This is a genomic window from Saccharospirillum sp. ABV4_185 (assembly GCF_056159245.1).
Genome location: NZ_JBSWUW010000001.1, coordinates 552,657 through 571,152, shown reverse-complemented (window position 1 = coordinate 571,152; position 18,496 = coordinate 552,657). Strand labels below are relative to the sequence as shown.

The following is an 18,496-nucleotide window of genomic DNA, read 5'->3' as shown; positions in this document are numbered from 1 at the left end:
AGGAGCTTCGGAGCATCAGCGTCGCAGTTTGAGAAAGCTCACGCTTCTGCTTCAAATGGCTAGCAGTATCTATGGGGTTCGTTATCTCTGACGAGCCCTTTTTTGCGCAAATTTCTATCACCCCCGCTCTTTCGCCACCCCTCCCGGCGACTTTCCCCTAACCCTTTTATAAGCCGCCCCAAACGCGCTCTGCGTTGAATACCCCAACCGATCCGCAACGGCTGTGACGCTGATGCCTTGATGCAGTAAGTCGTCCGCCAGTTGCATGCGCCAGTGGGTGACGTAGTCGATGGGCGCGCGGCCGATGGCGCGGCGGAAGGCTTCGGCGAAGGCGGTGCGTGACATGCCGGCGATGGCGGCGAGGTCGTTGAGTGTCCAGTGGTGGTTGGGTTCGGCGTGGATGCGGTTTAGGGCTTTGCCGAGGCGTGGGTCAGTTAGCGCGCCGATCAGGGCGCTGGGTTTGTTGTTTGCTGGATCGGTGTGTTTGCCGGTGGCGTAGGTGCGCAGCATCTGTACCAGCAGCATGTCGGCCAGGTGATGTCGGATCAGTTCCGAGCCCATGGTGGTGTTGTGGAATTCGGTTTCCATGAGTGCGAGGGTGCGCAGAATGGCGTTGGCCGAAGCGGTGTCGCGGCGCAGTAACATCAGTCGCGGCAGGGCTTCATGCAACAGGTTTTCGTGCAGGGCATTCATTTCGAAGGCGCCGCCGAGTAAGACGGTATCGGCGCCGCCATAGTGGCCGGTGTCTGATGCCGACCAGTCGATCACGACTGAGCCGTCCTGGGCCGGTAGTGCCGGATCGCTGGCCAGTACATAGGCCGGTGTTCGGCACAGCAGGAAGGCGTCGCCTGTGTGCAACTGTACCGGCGGGTGATCGGGGTGGATCATCCAGCAGCTTCCCTGAATAACGGCGGCGAACTTCAGGACGTGCCGATCAGGGAAGCGCAGCGACCAGTCACCGCCAGCTTCCAGTCGGGTGCAACGGGCGGTGTGCAGGTTAAGTAGATGAAAGACCGAGCTCAGGGTGTCGGGCATAAACCGTACGATGGCGACAGAAATACGGACGTTATGATATTGAGAGAACGGCACTCTGGCAATTACAGTCGATTTCCAGGGTGGGCGGGCCGCGCCCACACCAACATTCGACGTGTAATGCCAGGAGAGGAATCATGAAAGACCTAGCCGATAAGGTGGTTGTTATTACTGGGGCGAGCAGTGGCATTGGTCGGGCGACCGCTCTGACGTTAGCTGCTCAGGGCGCAAAGCTGGTGCTGGGTGCGCGTGGCATAGAGCGATTGAAGGCGGTGGCTGATGAGATTGAGGTTGGTGGTGGTGAGGTGCTCGCTCTCGAGACCGATGTCCGTGACCGAGCGTCGGTTCAGACGCTGGTGGATAAGGCCTGCCAACGGTTCGGCCGGATGGACGTGCTGATCAATAACGCCGGTATTGGGCCGATTTCGCCGTTGCATGATCTGCGCCTGGACGACTGGGATGCCATGGTCGATATCAATCTGAAAGGTGCGCTCAATGCGGTTGCAGCGGCGCTGCCGGTGTTTCGGCAGCAGGGCAGTGGTCACCTGATCAATGTTGTATCGGTGGCGGGGTTGCACGGAGTGTCGCCGCAGATGTCGGTCTATGCGGCTACCAAGAATGCGGTGCGCACCCTGGGTGAGGGGTTGCGGACGGAATCCGGTCCGAATTTGCGGGTGACTAATATTTCGCCTGGGTTCGTGCAGACCAACTTCGCCAGCTCGATGTCCGATCCGGGTGTGCGCCAGGCCATTGAACAACGCATGGGTGAGATTGGTTTGCCGCCGGAGTCGGTGGCCAATGCCATCGCTTTTGCGATTGCTCAACCGGCTGCGGTAGAGATCGGCGATATCACCATCCGGCCGACGGCGCAGAGTTAATCCGCTCGCGTTCGGCCGAAAGCTCATCAAACAGGGGCTTGCGTAGTTAATTAAATACTTTTATAAAGTATTTATGTATAAGCCTGATACCAACACCCCCCAGCCTGCCAGCACGCAGGACGTCAAACTGTCCAACGCTCGTTTGGTGCGCCATGCGCTGCGCCAGCAGCGCCGTGCCACGGTGCGCGAACTGGCCAGCCAGACTGGTTTGAGCACGGTTACCGTTGGCAGCGTTTTGAAAGCACAGCTGGAGCAGGGCCAGGTCTTCGAAGATGAGCCGCTGGCTTCGAGTGGCGGTCGGCCGTCGCGCCGTTATCGTTTTAACGAGCGGCATCAGTTGGTGTTGATTGCCTTTAGCCGCGAAGTCGATGGCTTGGATGCGCTCTGTGTGCGCATTGTCGATCTGTATGGGCAAAGCATTGCCTCTGCCGAGCACCCTTTGGCGTCACCAACGCCGGAGGCGCTGGAGCAGATCATCGCTGAGCATTTGGCCGAGTATCCGGCTGTGGCGGCGATCGGTTTTGGTCTGCCGGGCGTTGAGTATGAGGGCGCTATTGTCACTCTGGATTACGCGGCCTTTATCGGCGTGCCTTTGGTGGCGCGTTTCGAGCAGCGGTTTGGTCTGCCTGTTTTGTTCGAGAATGATGTTAACGCGGCAGTGCTGGGGCGAGGGCAGTTGGCGGATACGCCGCGGAGCGAGGTTTATCTGTATTTCCCGCGCAAATATGGCCCTGGTGCCGGTCTTCGCATTGAGGGTGAACTGGTTAAAGGGCGCAATCATTTTGCGGGCGAGCTGAATCTGTTGCCGCTGGATCTTTCCTGGGAGGCACTGGCCGACGCTGCGGACGACGCCTTTGTCGAGGCGGCCACCAAGGTGGTGCTGTGCTTAACCGCCATCCTGAATCCCGATTCCATTGTGCTGTATCGCGAAGGTTTTTCCGCCGAGGGCCTGGCGCACATCGAACAAAGATGTCGCGCCCGCTTACCGCAAAACATCACTCCGCAACTGAGTTTGTCGAAGGATTTCAGCGCCGATTACCAAACCGGGCTGGCGACTTTGACCCTCAATCTGGTCCTCAATTAAGAGATTTATTTATGGCTACGCTGTTATTGCTGTTGATCTATGTCGCCTTTATCAGCCTGGGTTTGCCCGATGCTTTGCTCGGTGCCGGCTGGCCGGTTATGCAGCCAGAACTGGGCGTGCCTTTCAGTGCCGCGGGTTTGCTGCAACTGATTATTTCTGGCGGCACTATTGTGTCTTCAATGTTTGCCGGCCAACTGCTGGCCCGTTTTGGTACCGGCAAGTTGACCGCCTTCAGCGTTGCTTTAACCGCCGTCGCTTTATTTGGTTTTGCTGCTGCTCCGGCCTTTGCCTGGTTGATCCTGATGGCGGTGCCGCTGGGCTTGGGCGCCGGTGCTGTGGATGCTGCGTTGAATGCCTATGTTGCCAACCATTACGCGTCGCGCCATATGAGCTGGTTGCACAGTTTTTGGGGCGTGGGTGCGCTCGGTGGGCCTTTGTTGTTGTCCATTCTGTTCGCCGAGCAACGGGGCTGGCGGCTCGGTTACAGCAGCATTGCGGTGTTCCAGGTGGCGTTGGTGGTCGTCTTGTTGCTGTCCATACCGCTGTGGAGTCGGGTCAAGGTTCGGCGGGACGTTGATCACTCATCCAATGAGTCCGAACGGCCGCTGTCGTTAAGCAAGGCCCTGCGGATCAAAGGGGTTGGGCTCGCCATGGTGGTGTTTCTGTTTTATTGCGGGCTGGAGCTGACCATGGGTTTGTGGGGTGCATCCTACCTCTATCAGACGCGGGGTCTGGCCGCGGCGGATGCTGCCTATTGGGTATCGATCTTTTACGCCAGCATCACCCTGGGTCGTTTTGCGACCGGTTTTGGCAGTTATCGGCTTTCCAACCTGGCGATGATTCGGGCCGGGTCGCTGGTAATAGCGGTGGGCGTGCTGTTGATGTGGCTGCCGCTCTCACTGCCATTCTCGCTCTGTGGTTATGTGTTGATCGGCCTGGGCTGCGCGCCGATCTTCCCGTGCATGTTGCATGAAACCCCGGCGCGTTTTGGGCAGGCCAGTTCCCAGTCGATCATGGGTTACCAGATGGCCTTCGCCTACATCGGCGCGACCGCCTTGCCGCCTTTGTTTGGTCTGGTGGCGGGTATGACGTCCATTAGCTACCTGCCGTATTTCCTGGTCGTCTACGGTCTTTCTATCTTGTTCGGCTCGGAAGCGCTGCGCCGTCTGGTGCCGCCGAAAACCGCCACTATTGTTCGATAAGGTTTGTGGGCTGTGAGTGTTCTGCGCTCGCGGCCGTTTTGCCATCTATTAGCATAGAAAGGCTTCTGCAAGGCGGTAACAGCCAGTAGGACACCCATCAATTTAAACCCGAGCTTTTAACCACCCTGGCTCAGAAATTAATCGACCAAAATTTGTTTAAGTTGATTAAACGCATCCTGCGTCAATTTCAAAAGATCGGGTTCATCTGGCTCAGCCAACCAACGAGCGTAAGCCATTCTAAAAACCAGAGCGCCGGTATTGGCGGCGAGGTTTGCTTCCGCGTCGGTTATTCCTCGTTCCTTCAACGCATCCGCCATGGCTTGGGTGAAGGTCGCAAATTTTAGCAATTCCCGTTCTTGGAGTGGTGGATTGGCTTCAATCACCGCTTGGCGTTGGCGGGTGATGTCATGTCGTTCTTGAAACATGGGCGCCAGGGCTTCCATGGCGGACATGACTGTTTCGATAGGGGTGGCGCTATTCGGCGCCGCTTCGATGGCATGCACGCAGGTTTCAAGCAGGCCATCTTGCATGCCAAATAGCACCTCTCGCTTATCAGCGAAGTGCCGGAAGAAGGTTCGCTCTGTGAGCCCTGTCCGTGCTGCTATCTCCGTTACCGTGGTTTGGTCATAACCACGCTCCTGGTACAGATCCAGCGCAGCCTGCTCAAGCCTGCCCCGGGCATTGGGTTCCCACCGACTCATTCTTTTATAGCCTTGATGACAGTCATTGACATGACTCATTTTGTATCGCATTTTAGTCCATGTCAGCAACTGACATAACCTGGTTGAAGCAGGGTGACCTCGGTCGCTTGCTCAATGGAGATCAACATGACCTTTCAACTTATGGCATTCATCATGACCGGCGCCGCTATTATTCTTGGCATGCGCTTCCTGTTCGCCGGTGGTTCTGTGCTCAAGGAGTGGGGCCAGGAAGCGACCACTGGCTCGCTTATTTTATGCCGCCGGATAGGCGCTCTTTATCTTGGCGTCGCCCTCTTGTTCTTCTTTGGTCGTCATGCGGCCCCTTCCGATTTCCGCAGTGCGGTCTGTTTGATTGCCGCTGCAGTGACTGCGGTGCTTTCAGGGCTTGGGCTTTTCGAATTCCTGTCCGGGCGGGCTCGCGCCGGTATTTTCGCCTCGGTTGTTGCAGAGGCGGTGGTGACGGTCGGTTTCATTTGGGTGTGGTTGGGCGAATGACGGCCAAGGGAGTCGATTGATGATGAAGGCTATTCAGTATGACCGTTACGGTGCTCCGGATGTTCTTCGGTTAGGCGAACAACCAATCCCTGAAGTGGGGCAAGGACAGGTTCTGGTGAAGGTCAAAGCGGCCTCGGTCAATCCGATGGATTGGAAGATCCGTCGCGGTGAGATGAAGTTTATGTCCGGATCCCGCTTTCCTCGCGGCCTGGGACATGATTTCGCCGGTGTGGTTGAAGCGCTCGGTGCTGATGTGGATCGGTTCAAAGTCGGCGACGAAGTGTTCGGTGTCAGCGCCATCCGCCAAGCGGGCGCCTTTGCCGAGTACCTGGTTGTAGAAGAGAAAAGCCTTTGGCTTAAGCCGCCTTCGGTCACCTTCGAGCAAGCCGCTGCTCTGACCATTGTGGGCATAACGGCCTGGAGCGGACTGATGGAGAAGGCAAAGCTCAGCGCCGGTCAGTCGGTCTTTATCAGCGGCTGTCTGGGCGGGGTTGGTCGTTCGGCGGTGCAGCTTGCACAGTTGGTTGGCGCCAGGATCGTCGGCAGTTGCAGCGCGTCCGTGCGTGAGGAGGCGGTTGCTCTGGGTGTGGACGAAGTGGTCGATTATCGCGCCTTCGATGCTGGGCACTATCGCCATCGTTTCGATGTCGTCTTCGACGCGGCGGGCGCTTTGTCGCTGCGCCAGTGTGGTGCGATGCTCAAAGCTGGCGGCAAGTCGCTGCACATTGTCCCCACGCCCGCCAAGCTGATGGGCTGCTTGCTGCCATCGAGACATCATCTGGTGTTCGGCCAACCGAACCCGCACAGCATGGGCGGTATCGCCAAGGCCATGGAGCAGGGCAAGCTCGTCGCGGCGATTGGTCAGGTCGTTCCGCTTGCTGAGGCGATCCCGGCGATCGTCGAACTTGAAACAACCGGCCTGCCTAAGGGAAAGCTGGTGATCGTTGCTAATGCATAGCCATTTGCTCGCTTGAGCCTGCTTTTCTGACACTGCTCTGCAGGCTCTTTGCTTGCTCGCAAATCTCACCGTCGCGATCGAAGTCAGTCCTCGATAGACCATTTTTCCAAAAAATCCAGCTCATCCCTCAATTATGTTGTTTTCGACCGATGATCGATCGGGAAAAAGTTTAAATGCTGACCGTTTAGTTGGTAATTTCCGTTGCCGTTTCCGCTCAAAACTGTCAATCTATTTTGTGACATAATTCATATTTCGTTTGCTCAAATTGCCAACTTATTAGCGGAATTAAAGGATTCTGTGCATTCAAAGGGGAGTTGTTTGCAGATGGGTTGGCGTTGTAACAGCCGTTTGAAACTGTTGGCCGGGGTGTGGTTATACCTTTTGGTTGGCAGTGGGCTCTGGTGTTCTGCGCTCGCCGAAGTGCCTTCTGCGCAGGAGCCGATACCCGACCAGGTTCAGCCCGGCGGTGTGCGCCCGGAATCCTCTCCCCGTATACCACCGGAACCGGTTAATCCGGTTTTGGAAATCCCGCCCGTCGTTGAACGACCACTGGCGGTCGATGAAGGCGAACGTATTGTTGTCTCGCGCTTTGAGCTGGTTAACGCCAGAGACCTGCCCGAATACGACATCGCCCTGTCAGAACTTGAGGCACTGGTGGAGGCGGCCCGCATGGAGCGGCCCGAAGGCTTCACCATTGGTCAGTTGGAGGCGGTCACCGACCGCATCGTCAACTACTACCGCAGCCGTGGATTGATATTGGCGCAGGCGATTTTGCCAGTGCAGACGGTGACGGAGGGAGTCGTGAAGCTTGAGGTGTTAGAAGGTCGCCTGGGCCGCGTTCTGGCGGAAGGGAATCAGTTATATTCCGAGGCCACTCTGCAGCGTCCGTTTCGGCGTTTAATCGGCGAGCCGGTTAGCCAGCAGGAAGCCGAATCGGCCCTGTTGGTATTAACCGATTTTCCCGGCCTGACGGCCTTTGGCATGTTCCAGCCCGGACAGCGAGTGGGTGAAACCAATATGTTGATTCGGGTGCCCAATGAACAGCGTTTTACCGGCACTGTGCGTACTGATAACCACGGTTCCGACACTACCGGCGTTTGGCGTGGCCGCGCCAGCGCGCAATGGAATAACCCGACCGGTAACGCCGACCAGCTGGGGCTGACGCTGCAGCATTCGGTGCTGCCGGCGAATAGCCTTTTTGCTGAACTGAATTATCAGATTGTGATTGACCGCGATTGGCGCGCCAGTGCCTACGTTAACCGCAACACCTTTTCGGTGGGCGGCGACTTTGAAAATCTGGAAATCGGCGGCGATTCCAGCCAAATCGGCCTGGGTGCCGAACGCATATGGCAGCGCAGCCGGGAGCGTAATCTTTCCACCCGGATTGAGCTGGCTTCAAAACAGGCGACAACTGAACGCTTCGGCCAACAAGCCAACAAGGACCAGCTGACGGTGATGACCCTGGCGGCCGATTACGATTCGGTCGATACCCGTTACGGTGGTTTGAATTACGCCGGCGTGGAAATCACCACCGGTTTTAATGACCTGCTGGGTGCCATGGGCGACTCCGCCAGTGCCGAGGAACTGCCCAGCGATGAGCGCCCCAGCCGGCGTGGTGCCAGTGGCGATTACGCCGAAGGCGGTTTCTTTAAAACGCTGCTGTTCTATTCGCGTTTGCAGAATATCACCGACAATTCATCGATTTTAGCGCGCAGCGAATTCCAGTACTCGTCCAACTTGCTGGTGCCGATGGAACAATATGCCGTGGGTGGCGCCGACCATGTGCGCGGTTATCCGTCGTCTTATGCGTTGTACGACACCGGCGGTTTGTTGTCGCTGGAGTACATTGTTCAGGCGCCAAAGATTGGCGATCTGGATGCCTTCGGCGGTTGGCGCTGGCGCGACCTGCTGCAGCTATCGGTGTTCTACGATCACAGCACCGGTAAGAAAAATGATCCGTTATTGAGCGAAGTCGATGGTTGGTTCCAGCTATCGACCCTGGGTGTGGGCGTTCGTTTTGGCATTCCCGATCAACTGACATCGCGTCTGCAATTGGCGGTGCCGGTGATCGATGGCAGCGAAAACGATGATGAGGAGGCACAGCCACGGCTGTGGTTTGACCTTGCCTGGAATTTTTGACCGCACCCGTTTTCCCCGTGCTGCCCTGGCTACGGCCATTCTGGCAGCAACGGCTTCGCTTGGCCGCGCGGGCCCGACCGGCGGTGAAGTGGTCGCCGGCAGCGGCAGTATTTCCCAGCCCGACGCCAGCACCACCAATGTGCAGCAGAACTCCGACAAGCTGGTGGTGGAATGGCAAAGCTTTGATGTCGACACCGGCGAAGCGGTCAACTTCTTCCAGCCGTCCTCCGATGCCCTGGTGCTCAACCAGATTCTGAACGGCGATGTCAGTGTTATTCGCGGCCAGATCAACGCCAACGGCCAGGTGATTCTGGTTAACCCTAACGGTGTGTATTTTGGCTCGACGGCCCAGTTGAGCGTCGGTTCGCTGGTGGCATCCGGCCATGCTATTTCGACCGCCGACTTTCTTAACGGCGAACTGAATTTCGAGCGCCAGGACGGTACCGCAGGCAGTGTTATTAACCACGGCACCATCGAAGCCGCGACCGGCGGCAGCGTCACCTTGCTCGGCAGCCGGGTAGAAAACCACGGTTATATAGTTGCCCATGCCGGGCGGATTAACCTGGCCGTTGGCGATCGCATTGCGCTGGATTTCGATGGCGATGGACTGATGCGTTTTTCCGTTGACGCAGCCTTGCTGGAAAATTTCAGCGGCGCCGACAGCGCCATCACCAACAGCGGCGACTTGCTCGCCAACGGCGGCACCATCGTCCTGGAAGGCCAGGTTGCCCAGGATATTTTTGCTCAGGTCGTTAACAACGAAGGCATTATCAAAGCCGGTCGTATCGACAACAGCGGCGGTGTGATCAGCCTGGTGGGCCGCGGTGGCAGCGACAGCTCAGTGGTTAACAGCGGCCAGATCGATGCCTCGGCTTTGGACGCTGACAGCGACGGCGGCCAGATCACCCTGCACGCCGAAGATTCAACCTTGCTGGTTCAAGATGGCAGCCGAATTACCGCCGACTCTAACAATCAGCAAGGCGGCCAGGTTCATTTACTGGGCGATCAAATTGCCCTGACTGGCGATGCCGAAGTGAACGTCAGCGGCGAACTGGGCGGCGGCGAAATTCTTATCGGTGGCGATTATCAAGGTAAGAATCCGGATATTCCCAACGCCGAGAAAGTGATCGTTGGTTCGGGCGTTTTGCTGAATGCCGATGCCAACCGTTCGGGCGATGGCGGCCGCATTATTGTTTGGGCTGATAACTGGACGCGCTTTGCCGGCTCACTTTCTGCGCGCGGTGGTGCTGAAGGTGGCGACGGTGGTTTTGCCGAGGTGTCGGGTAAAAAGAATCTGGCATACAGCGGCCATGCCGATTTAAGTGCCATGGTGGGTGAGTTTGGGGTGCTGTTGTTAGACCCGGATGACATCACCATCGTGGCCGGTAGCGGTACGGACGATTCCGAACTGACTGATAACGGTGAGGTTTTGTTTGCCGATGGTGGTACCGCCGACTTTGTGATTGGTGCCGGCACCATCAGTGCGCAAACCGCCAACGTATTACTGCAGGCAGCGGATGAAATTACTCAGGATGCCAACGCTTCCATCAACATCACTCACGGCGGCACCAGTATTACCTTGGATGCTGGTGGCAACATTACTCTGAACGGCGGCATCACCACTAACGGCGGCGATATCAGTTTGAATGCCGATGCCAATGGCAGTGACGGCAATGGCACGCTGATGATTGGTGGCTCTGGTCTGAACAGCCAGAATGGCGCCATAACGCTGACCGGGGCGCTGGTGGACGTAGATTCGGCCATTGATGCAGGCAGCGGTGCGGTTGCCATGAGTGGCGCTACCAATGGCATTCAACTGGGTGCGAATGTCACTACCACCGGCACGCAAACCTATAACCACAATGTCACGCTCAGTGGTGAGCGCACGCTCGGTAGCGGTACCGGTACCGTGAATTTTATGGGTGAGTTGACTGGCGATGGCAGCGATCTGGATATTAATGGCGATCTCGAGCTGAATAATGCGACCAGCAATATCGGCGAACTAGACGTTAATGGTGACCTGGACCAGAGCAGCTTGGCCGTATTGAGTAATCTGACGCGCCTGGACGTCAGTGGCAGTGCCAACCTGGGCGCGGATGTTTCAACCGCAGGCACTCAAACTTATGGCGGCGCGGTAACGCTGAGCGATGCAGTCACACTGACCGCCATCGACAGCGCTATCACCTTCAACTCAACGGTCAGTGGTGGGCATCATCTGGAGGTAAACGCCGGGGCTGATACCGTTACCTTCGGCAATGGCGGTGATGACGATGACGTGAACGTCGGCAGCCTGGAAGTTACTGCAGATTCGATCATTCTGAACGACGACATTACCACCACCACAGACGGCACCGGCAGCCAGATCTACAACGGCGGCGTTACTCTGAATAACAGTGCGCTGGCAACAACCAACAGTAATATCTTCTTTAACGGCACACTCGGTGGCGCAGTCGATCTGACGCTGACCGCAGGCACCGGCACGGTCAGATTCGGTGATGGTACCGACTCCGATGCAGTGAATGTCGGCAGTCTGGATGTGACCGCCGGCACCATTCTGTTCAATGACAACGTCACCACAACCACCGGCAATCAGATTTATAACGGTGCTGTTGAGTTGGGTGCCGATAGCACGCTCGACAGCGGCGGTAACAACGTCACTTTTAACGGCGATCTGGATGCCGACGGCAACAGCCTGACGGTGAATGTCGATGGCGGAGATTTCAGTTATCAGGCATTGAATAACCTGAATAATCTGACCATTACCGAAAACGATTTCACACTGGGTCAAAGCATCACCACGGCAGGCAGTCAGACCTATAACGGCAATGTCACTCTCGGTGCTGGCATTACGCTGGCGACGACTGACAGCAACGTGACCTTTGATTCAGCGTTGACGGGTTCTGGCAATAGTTTAAGTGTCAGTGTCGGTGATGGTGACTTTAACTACGTTGCCCTCAATGGATTGAACAACCTGACCATTACCGAAAGTGATTTAACGCTTGATCAAAGCATTACCACAACCGGCAGTCAGTCCTACAACGGCAACGTTACATTGGGTGCTGGTGTTACCTTAACGACGACAGACAGCAACGTGACCTTTGATTCAGCGTTGACCGGAGTCGGACAAGATCTGAGCGTCAGCGTTGGTGATGGTAATTTCAATTACGTCGCGCTTAATGGTTTAAATAACCTGACCATTACCGAAAATGATTTCACGCTCGATCAAAGCATTACCACAACTGGTAGCCAGTCCTACAACGGCAATGTCACTCTCGGTGCTGGTGTCACTCTGACAACGACTAACAGCAACGTGACCTTTGATTCGGCGCTGATCGGAGCAGGGCAGAACCTGAACGTCAATGTCGGCGACGGTAATTTCAGTTACGTCGCCCTTAATGGTTTAAACGACCTGACGATCACCGAAAATGATTTCACGCTGGGTCAAAGTATTACTACGGCAGGCAGCCAAACCTATAACGGCAACGTCACTCTCGGCACCAACGTCGTTTTGACGACGACCAACAGCAACGTCACTTTTGGTTCTGCCTTGACCGGTGCAGGCAACGACTTAACAGTCAGCGTTGGCGATGGCGATTTCATCTATGCCGGTCTTAATGGTCTGAATAACCTGACCATTAACGAAAATGATTTAACGCTTGATCAAAGTATTACCACAACCGGCAACCAGTCCTACAACGGCAATGTCACTCTCGGTGCTGGTGTCACTCTGACAACGACTAATAGCAACGTGACCTTTGATTCGGCGCTGATCGGAGCAGGGCAGAACCTGAACGTCAATGTCGGCGACGGTAATTTCAGTTATGTCGCCCTTAATGGTTTAAACGACCTGACGATCACCGAAAATGATTTCACGCTGGGTCAAAGTATTACTACGGCAGGCAGCCAAACCTATAACGGCAACGTCACTCTCGGCACCAACGTCGTTTTGACGACGACCAACAGCAACGTCACTTTTGGTTCTGCCTTGACCGGTGCAGGCAACGACTTAACGGTCAGCGTTGGCGATGGCGATTTCATCTATGCCGGTCTTAATGGTCTGAATAACCTGACCATTAACGAAAATGATTTAACGCTCGGTCAGAGCATAACCACAACCGGCAACCAGTCCTACAACGGCAATGTCACTCTGGGCGCAGGCGTTACGTTGACGACCACTAATAGCAACGTGACCTTTGATTCGGCGCTGATCGGAGCAGGGCAGAACCTGAACGTCAATGTCGGCGACGGTAATTTCAGTTACGTCGCCCTTAATGGTTTAAACGACCTGACGATCACCGAAAATGATTTCACGCTGGGTCAAAGTATTACAACGGCAGGCAGCCAAACCTATAACGGCAACGTCACTCTCGGTGCTGGCATTACGCTAACGACGACTGACAGTAATGTAACCTTTGATTCGGCACTGACCGGAGCGGGACAAAACCTGAGCGTCAATGTTGGCGATGGTAATTTCAGTTATGTCGCCCTCAACGGTTTAAACAACCTGACCATTACCGAAAATGATTTCACGCTCGACCAAAGCATTACTACAACCGGCAGTCAGTCCTACAACGGCAACGTTACATTGGGTGTTGGTGTTACCTTAACAACGACAGACAGCAACGTGACCTTTGATTCAGCGTTGACCGGAGCCGGACAAGATCTGAGCGTCAGCGTTGGTGATGGTAATTTTAATTACGTCGCGCTTAATGGTTTAAATAACCTGACCATTACCGAAAATGATTTCACGCTCGATCAAAGCATTACCACAACTGGTAGTCAGTCCTACAACGGCAACGTTACATTGGGTGCTGGTGTTACCTTAACGACGACAGACAGCAACGTGACCTTTGATTCAGCGTTGACCGGAGCCGGACAAGATCTGAGCGTCAGCGTTGGTGATGGTAATTTCAATTACGTCGCGCTTAATGGTTTAAATAACCTGACCATTACCGAAAATGATTTCACGCTGGGTCAAAGTATTACAACGGCAGGCAGCCAAACCTATAACGGTAACGTCACTCTTGGTACCAACGTCGTTTTAACCACGACCAACAGCGACGTCACTTTTAATTCCGCATTGACCGGTGCCGGTAACGACTTAACGGTCAGCGTCGGCGACGGCGATTTTAGCTATGCCGGCCTTAATGGTCTGAATAACCTGACCATTAACGAAAACGATTTAACGCTTGATCAAAGCATCACTACTACAGGGGATCAGACCTACAACGGTAACGTTACTTTAGGTGCAGACCTGACGCTGGCCACGACGGACAGTGCCATTAACTTCAATGGCAGTGTCGGCGACTCCGGTTCGCACGCCCTGACATTAGCAGCAGGCGCGGCAGGCACCGCAACCTTCGGTGACCTGATCGATGGCGATGCAGTCTCAATCGGCAGCCTGGATGTGACCGCCGGTTCAATCGTACTGAATGACGACATCACCACGACCTCGGGCAACCAGACCTATACCGGTGGCATTACCTTGGGCACCGACGTCAATCTGCTGAGTAATAACAACAACATTACCTTCGTTAATGACCTGATCGGTGCTGGTAATAGTCTCGACGTTAATGTTGGCTCCGGCAATTTCAGTTACCAAGCGTTAGGTGGCCTGAACAACCTCGCCATCACCGAAGACGATATTCAACTGAGTCAGGACATCAGCACCACCGGCAGCCAGACATACACCGGTAATGTGACGTTGATGAACGATCTGACGTTGGATACCAGCAATAGCAATATTACCTTTGATGGCACCGTTAACGGCAATGGTGACGGCACCGAATCACTGACGCTGGATATTGAAAACGCTACGGCGGCCTTCACCGATAACGTGGGTAGCACCAACCAACTTGAGTTCCTGGACGTTAATGGCAAAACCGAATTAGGCGGCGATGTTACGACGCTTAATCAACAGGAATATGAGCAAGCTGTAACGCTCACAGGTGACGCAACCTTAAGCACCTCCAACACCAGCCATATCACCTTCGGCTCCACCATCGACGGCGCCAGTGCGTTAGTGCTGACTGCCGGTTCTGGCGATATTGATTTTGGCGATGACATTGGTGGCGATGCAGCGTTAACCAGTCTGGAAATCAACGCCGATAACATCGACCTGAATCACGATGTCACCACTTCCAGCGGACAAGACTATAACGGTGCCGTCACACTGACCGACGATGTCACTCTGAATGCCCATGGGGATGTTGGCTTCAGCAGTACCGTCAATGGCGCACACAATTTAATCATCGACGCGAACAATGGCGCAGTCGATTTCGCGCAAGCGATTGCCGGTTTAACGGGACTGGATGTCAGCGGCACTGATATTGGTTTGGGTGGTGATGTCACTACCAGTGGTGACCAGAGTTATACCGGTGCCGTCACGCTGAATGACAGTTTGACCTTGGCAACGACAGATGGCGGCAACATCACCATCGACGGCACAGTCGATGGTGCGGCAGACGATGCGCAAGCGTTAATACTGGATACGAATGCTGGCAATACGCTGGTCGAAGACAAGAGCGACATTCTAATTACCGGCGCGGTGGGTGGCACTCATGCGCTGACAAACCTGACCATCGAGAGTGCCAACGATAGTACTTTTAATAGCACTATTTCCCTGACCAGCGACGCGACTTATGTGCAGGGTAATTTCATCCAAAACCATGGCAACGGTACCACGACCCTGGGTGGCGCTATCGATGCAAGCGCCATCGATATGACCGTGAGTGGGCTGACCTTGCTGAGTGGTATCAGTCTGGATACCAGTCTTACCGATGGCGATATAACCCTCAATGTGGATGACCTTTTAACGGTTGGCGGCAGCACCAGTATCGTTGCCGGTGGCGGCCAGGTCTCTTTGGCGCCATCAACCAATTCCAATACGGTACAAATCTGTCGCGGTAGTGCCTGTGATACAGGTGCTTACCAAACAGTTTATAACTTGAATGATTTGTCGATCACCGCCGGTGCCATTCAGTATGGCAACAGTGATCACACCGCAGACATTACCCTGGAAGGCATTGTTTTTAACTACGAATTGCTGGTGATCAATAACGGCGATATCAATATCACGGGTAACCTCGATGGCTCCAATGGCGGTGCACTGATAATAAATCCGGGCTCGGGCGATGCCATCTTTGATGGCGGTGAGGTCCACACGGAATTTGATCAGACCTATTCTTCCAACGTTGAACTCACTGACGCTTTCCAGCTCACCAGTGATTCCGGTGACATTAATTTCACGGGTTCGGTGACCGGTTCGAACAGCCTGACTATTACCCATGCAAATGACGTAAACCTCGGCGGCACTGTCAACCTTGGTGGCGATTTCGACCTGCAAGACGCCGACGGCACACTGTTGTTGGTTGACGGTTTGTCACTGACTGCCGCCAACATCGTACTGAACGCCACCACCATTAATTCCGGCGGCGGTGCGACCATTACCTTGACCACCACAGCGAATGGCAATATTGATCTGATCACCGACGATCTGAGCCTGAGCGGTGATCTGGAAATGGAAGCCGGTACCGGAAAAATCACCCTGGCACCGCAGAACAGTGCCTCGCACCTTCAATTGTGCAGCGGGTCATCCTGTTCCAATGCTGTTGCTGGTGGCGCTTTGTTCGATATTGGCGACGGCTTTAGTTTTAACAGTGAGGCTAGCTTCCAGGTTGGGCAAGATAATCACAGCGGTGACATTACGTTGTATGGATTTACCGCGAATTACGACCTGGCGCTTGCCAATACAGGCGCAGGTGGCATTACCATTAAGGGTGACTACACCAGTAACCATAACCTGACGCTCAACTCTGGTAATGGCGGCATTACTCTGGGGGCTGCTGTAGATACTGGCGCTGGTACCCAGACTTACGATGGCAATGTAACGCTGGCAGATACCACCAACCTGCAAACCAACAACGCCGACATCCAGTTCACTGGCACCATTGATGGCAAGAATGGCGATGAAGATCTGACCATCAACACCGGCAATGGCAACGTTATCTTTGATGACATCATCGGCGGCTCTGTCCAACTGGCCTCCCTCAACGTCAACGCCGGCGACATCACCTTCACCGACATCAGCACCAATGGCGCTTTGTCATTGCTGGCACAGAACGATCTGATTTTTGACCCGGGCACGACCTTGACTGCGGGTGATCCGTTAACGTTGGCGATCAATCAGGCCGGTGGTGCGGCGAAGACGTTGGATCTGAACGGCCTGACGCTTAACAGCAGCAACATTCAATTAGTCGGCAGTGGCTCGGATCGCTTGCAGGGCCATGATGGCGAAAATAATGACTGGCAAATTACCGGTAATAATACGGGTGCGTTGGATAACAATTTTGTCAGCAACCCTGCCAATTTCTCCGGCTTCTCCAGCCTGCTCGGTGGCACTGGCGACGATACCTTTACTCGCACCGGTACCGGTCAGATAACCGGTCAGATTAACGGCGCTGGCGGCGACAACACCTACAATGTATCCGGCACCACTAACGATGTGACCTTGGTTTTTGGCCAGGGCTTCAGCAACATTCAACATCTGATCGGTGGTGCGGGCGATAAACTGCAAGGCAGTGCCAGCGGCACTACGGACTGGACGCTCAATAGCGCCTCGGGCGGTACAATAGAAGCGAGTAGCACTGCTACCTTCGACGGTTTTGAATACCTCATCAGCGGCACTGGCGGCACCAACACCTTCACCTCCAATGGCCAATATGCCGGCGATATCGAACTGCGTGGCAATGATAATCGCTGGCACTACACCGCCGGACAAAAGCTGACTCTGGGTCAGGTACTCGGCAAGGGCGCGCTGATTATTCCGCATCGCATCAACAATGATGTGGTCAGCAATATGAACGTTAGCAGTAGCGATCTGTCGTTGCCGGATCTGCTTAATTACACCGGCAATTTGTTTATTGGCGCGCTGATTACGCCCGGATCATTGCCGTTGAATGCGGCTTATACCGACCTTGAAATTAACGCCAACCGATTGACCATCAGCGATGCTATTCAAACCGGTGGCAACCTGATTTTGCTGGCCTCAGAAATAGTTTTGACGGGTGCATCCATTAGCGCTGGCGACGGCGTCAGCTTTGTTGCGGTCGGTGACGACTGCGCGGTCTGTGGCGGGCTTTCCGGCTCGGGCAACCTCATCGTCAACGCTGAAACACTGGTTGAAGCCCAGGGTGGTCAGGTGATCGCCGCGGGTGGTGTCAGCAAGTCCGATAATCTGATTCTGGATTTCGGCGGCGGTGGTTTTGAATTGGCGGTCAGTGAGGAACAACAGCTGACTTCCCAGCCGAGCAGTCTGTCCGATGCCGAAGGCATTGTGCTGACGCCAAACACCAACGCTTTTATTAATCGGTTGGGTTTGGACCTGGTCAGCGTGGCCGTGAACTTCAGCAACCCGGCCGCTGCGGTGTTGGGCGTGCGTGCCATCGAAGTGATCGACCTGGCGTTGTTTGAAGAAGATCTGACACTGTTCGGTCGTCTGGGTGAAGGCGTGGCGTTGGCCTTCGCCCAGTGTGAGGAAATTGAAGGCTGTACGCCGGATGTCAGTTCGGAAGAATTGACGGCGTCGATCGATGAATTGCAGGCGCGGATTGATCAACTGGAAAGTGAATTAACCACCACCAGCGATGCCGCAAGGCGCGAACAGATTCAGACTCTGCTGGCCGGTTTCCGTGCCCAGCAATCGGAGTTCGCAACCTATAAGGCTGACCTGCAATCCTTCACCGGTTTTGAAGAGTTGATGGATGAAGAGCTCGGCACTGACGACGAAATCGATATGGAAGCGGTGGAGCGTCAGTTGGCGGTGATCGAGACCATCTACACTCGGGTTAGATTCCTGGAAAATCTGCAATTTAACGCCGAACGACGGGCGCACTTTGCAGAAACCACCGGGCTGGATTTAACCGAGGACCGGCTGAACGAAATCATTGAAAGCACGCTGGCGGTGGCAAGCCGAGCCGAAGCCGAACTGGAAGTGTTGTTGGATTGAT

At 54.9% G+C, this 18,496-nt stretch carries 9 protein-coding genes; 7 read left to right on the top strand and 2 right to left on the bottom strand.

Going from position 1 to position 18,496, the window contains the following annotated elements:
• Positions 1-117: 117 nt before the first annotated feature.
• Complete coding sequence (locus ACXAE6_RS02505; RefSeq protein ID WP_475144028.1) at positions 118-1,035, bottom strand: AraC family transcriptional regulator; 918 nt, start codon at positions 1,033-1,035, stop codon at positions 118-120.
• A gap of 134 nt (positions 1,036-1,169) precedes the next feature.
• Between ACXAE6_RS02505 and ACXAE6_RS02500 the strand changes: the two genes are divergently transcribed.
• The 3 genes from ACXAE6_RS02500 (at position 1,170) to ACXAE6_RS02490 (ending at position 4,196) form a co-directional block, all read left to right on the top strand.
• Positions 1,170-1,910: an SDR family oxidoreductase gene (locus tag ACXAE6_RS02500; RefSeq protein ID WP_475144025.1), complete on the top strand. Its 741-nt coding sequence runs from the start codon at positions 1,170-1,172 to the stop codon at positions 1,908-1,910.
• A 73-nt stretch (positions 1,911-1,983) separates the two neighbouring features.
• Positions 1,984-2,994 carry an ROK family transcriptional regulator gene (locus ACXAE6_RS02495; RefSeq protein ID WP_475144020.1) on the top strand — a complete coding sequence of 337 codons (1,011 nt, stop codon included), beginning with the start codon at positions 1,984-1,986 and terminating at the stop codon, positions 2,992-2,994.
• An 11-nt stretch (positions 2,995-3,005) separates the two neighbouring features.
• Positions 3,006-4,196 carry an MFS transporter gene (locus ACXAE6_RS02490; RefSeq protein WP_475144016.1) on the top strand — a complete coding sequence of 397 codons (1,191 nt, stop codon included), beginning with the start codon at positions 3,006-3,008 and terminating at the stop codon, positions 4,194-4,196.
• 137 nt (positions 4,197-4,333) lie between these two features.
• On the opposite strand, the gene ACXAE6_RS02485 is transcribed toward ACXAE6_RS02490, so the two are convergent.
• The gene (locus ACXAE6_RS02485; RefSeq protein WP_475144012.1) at positions 4,334-4,936 is read right to left on the bottom strand and encodes a TetR/AcrR family transcriptional regulator; all 603 of its coding nucleotides are present in this window, start codon (positions 4,934-4,936) and stop codon (positions 4,334-4,336) included.
• A gap of 87 nt (positions 4,937-5,023) precedes the next feature.
• Here ACXAE6_RS02485 and ACXAE6_RS02480 point away from each other — a divergent pair, with 87 nt between their 5' ends.
• The 4 genes from ACXAE6_RS02480 (at position 5,024) to ACXAE6_RS02465 (ending at position 18,495) form a co-directional block, all read left to right on the top strand.
• Positions 5,024-5,392 (top strand): hypothetical protein, encoded by a 369-nt coding sequence (locus ACXAE6_RS02480; protein WP_475144009.1) that lies wholly within the window; start codon positions 5,024-5,026, stop codon positions 5,390-5,392.
• 19 nt (positions 5,393-5,411) lie between these two features.
• Positions 5,412-6,350 (top strand): NADP-dependent oxidoreductase, encoded by a 939-nt coding sequence (locus tag ACXAE6_RS02475; RefSeq protein ID WP_475144005.1) that lies wholly within the window; start codon positions 5,412-5,414, stop codon positions 6,348-6,350.
• Positions 6,351-6,674: 324 nt separating this feature from the next.
• Positions 6,675-8,489 carry a ShlB/FhaC/HecB family hemolysin secretion/activation protein gene (locus ACXAE6_RS02470; RefSeq protein ID WP_475144004.1) on the top strand — a complete coding sequence of 605 codons (1,815 nt, stop codon included), beginning with the start codon at positions 6,675-6,677 and terminating at the stop codon, positions 8,487-8,489.
• The gene (locus ACXAE6_RS02465; RefSeq protein WP_475144000.1) at positions 8,422-18,495 is read left to right on the top strand and encodes a two-partner secretion domain-containing protein; all 10,074 of its coding nucleotides are present in this window, start codon (positions 8,422-8,424) and stop codon (positions 18,493-18,495) included. The genes ACXAE6_RS02470 and ACXAE6_RS02465 overlap by 68 nt, the downstream gene beginning before the upstream one ends.
• Position 18,496 lies beyond the last annotated feature (1 nt).

What these genes read in the sequence shown, in the direction of transcription:
- ACXAE6_RS02470 (WP_475144004.1), top strand. Translation starts at nt 6,675, where the DNA reads ATGGGTTGGCGTTGTAACAGCCGTTTGAAACTGTTGGCCGGGGTGTGG.
- ACXAE6_RS02475 (WP_475144005.1), top strand. Translation starts at nt 5,412, where the DNA reads ATGATGAAGGCTATTCAGTATGACCGTTACGGTGCTCCGGATGTTCTT.
- ACXAE6_RS02465 (WP_475144000.1), top strand. Translation starts at nt 8,422, where the DNA reads ATGGCAGCGAAAACGATGATGAGGAGGCACAGCCACGGCTGTGGTTTG.
- ACXAE6_RS02480 (WP_475144009.1), top strand. Translation starts at nt 5,024, where the DNA reads ATGACCTTTCAACTTATGGCATTCATCATGACCGGCGCCGCTATTATT.
- ACXAE6_RS02505 (WP_475144028.1), bottom strand. Translation starts at nt 1,035, where the DNA reads ATGCCCGACACCCTGAGCTCGGTCTTTCATCTACTTAACCTGCACACC.
- ACXAE6_RS02500 (WP_475144025.1), top strand. Translation starts at nt 1,170, where the DNA reads ATGAAAGACCTAGCCGATAAGGTGGTTGTTATTACTGGGGCGAGCAGT.
- ACXAE6_RS02490 (WP_475144016.1), top strand. Translation starts at nt 3,006, where the DNA reads ATGGCTACGCTGTTATTGCTGTTGATCTATGTCGCCTTTATCAGCCTG.
- ACXAE6_RS02485 (WP_475144012.1), bottom strand. Translation starts at nt 4,936, where the DNA reads ATGAGTCATGTCAATGACTGTCATCAAGGCTATAAAAGAATGAGTCGG.
- ACXAE6_RS02495 (WP_475144020.1), top strand. Translation starts at nt 1,984, where the DNA reads ATGTATAAGCCTGATACCAACACCCCCCAGCCTGCCAGCACGCAGGAC.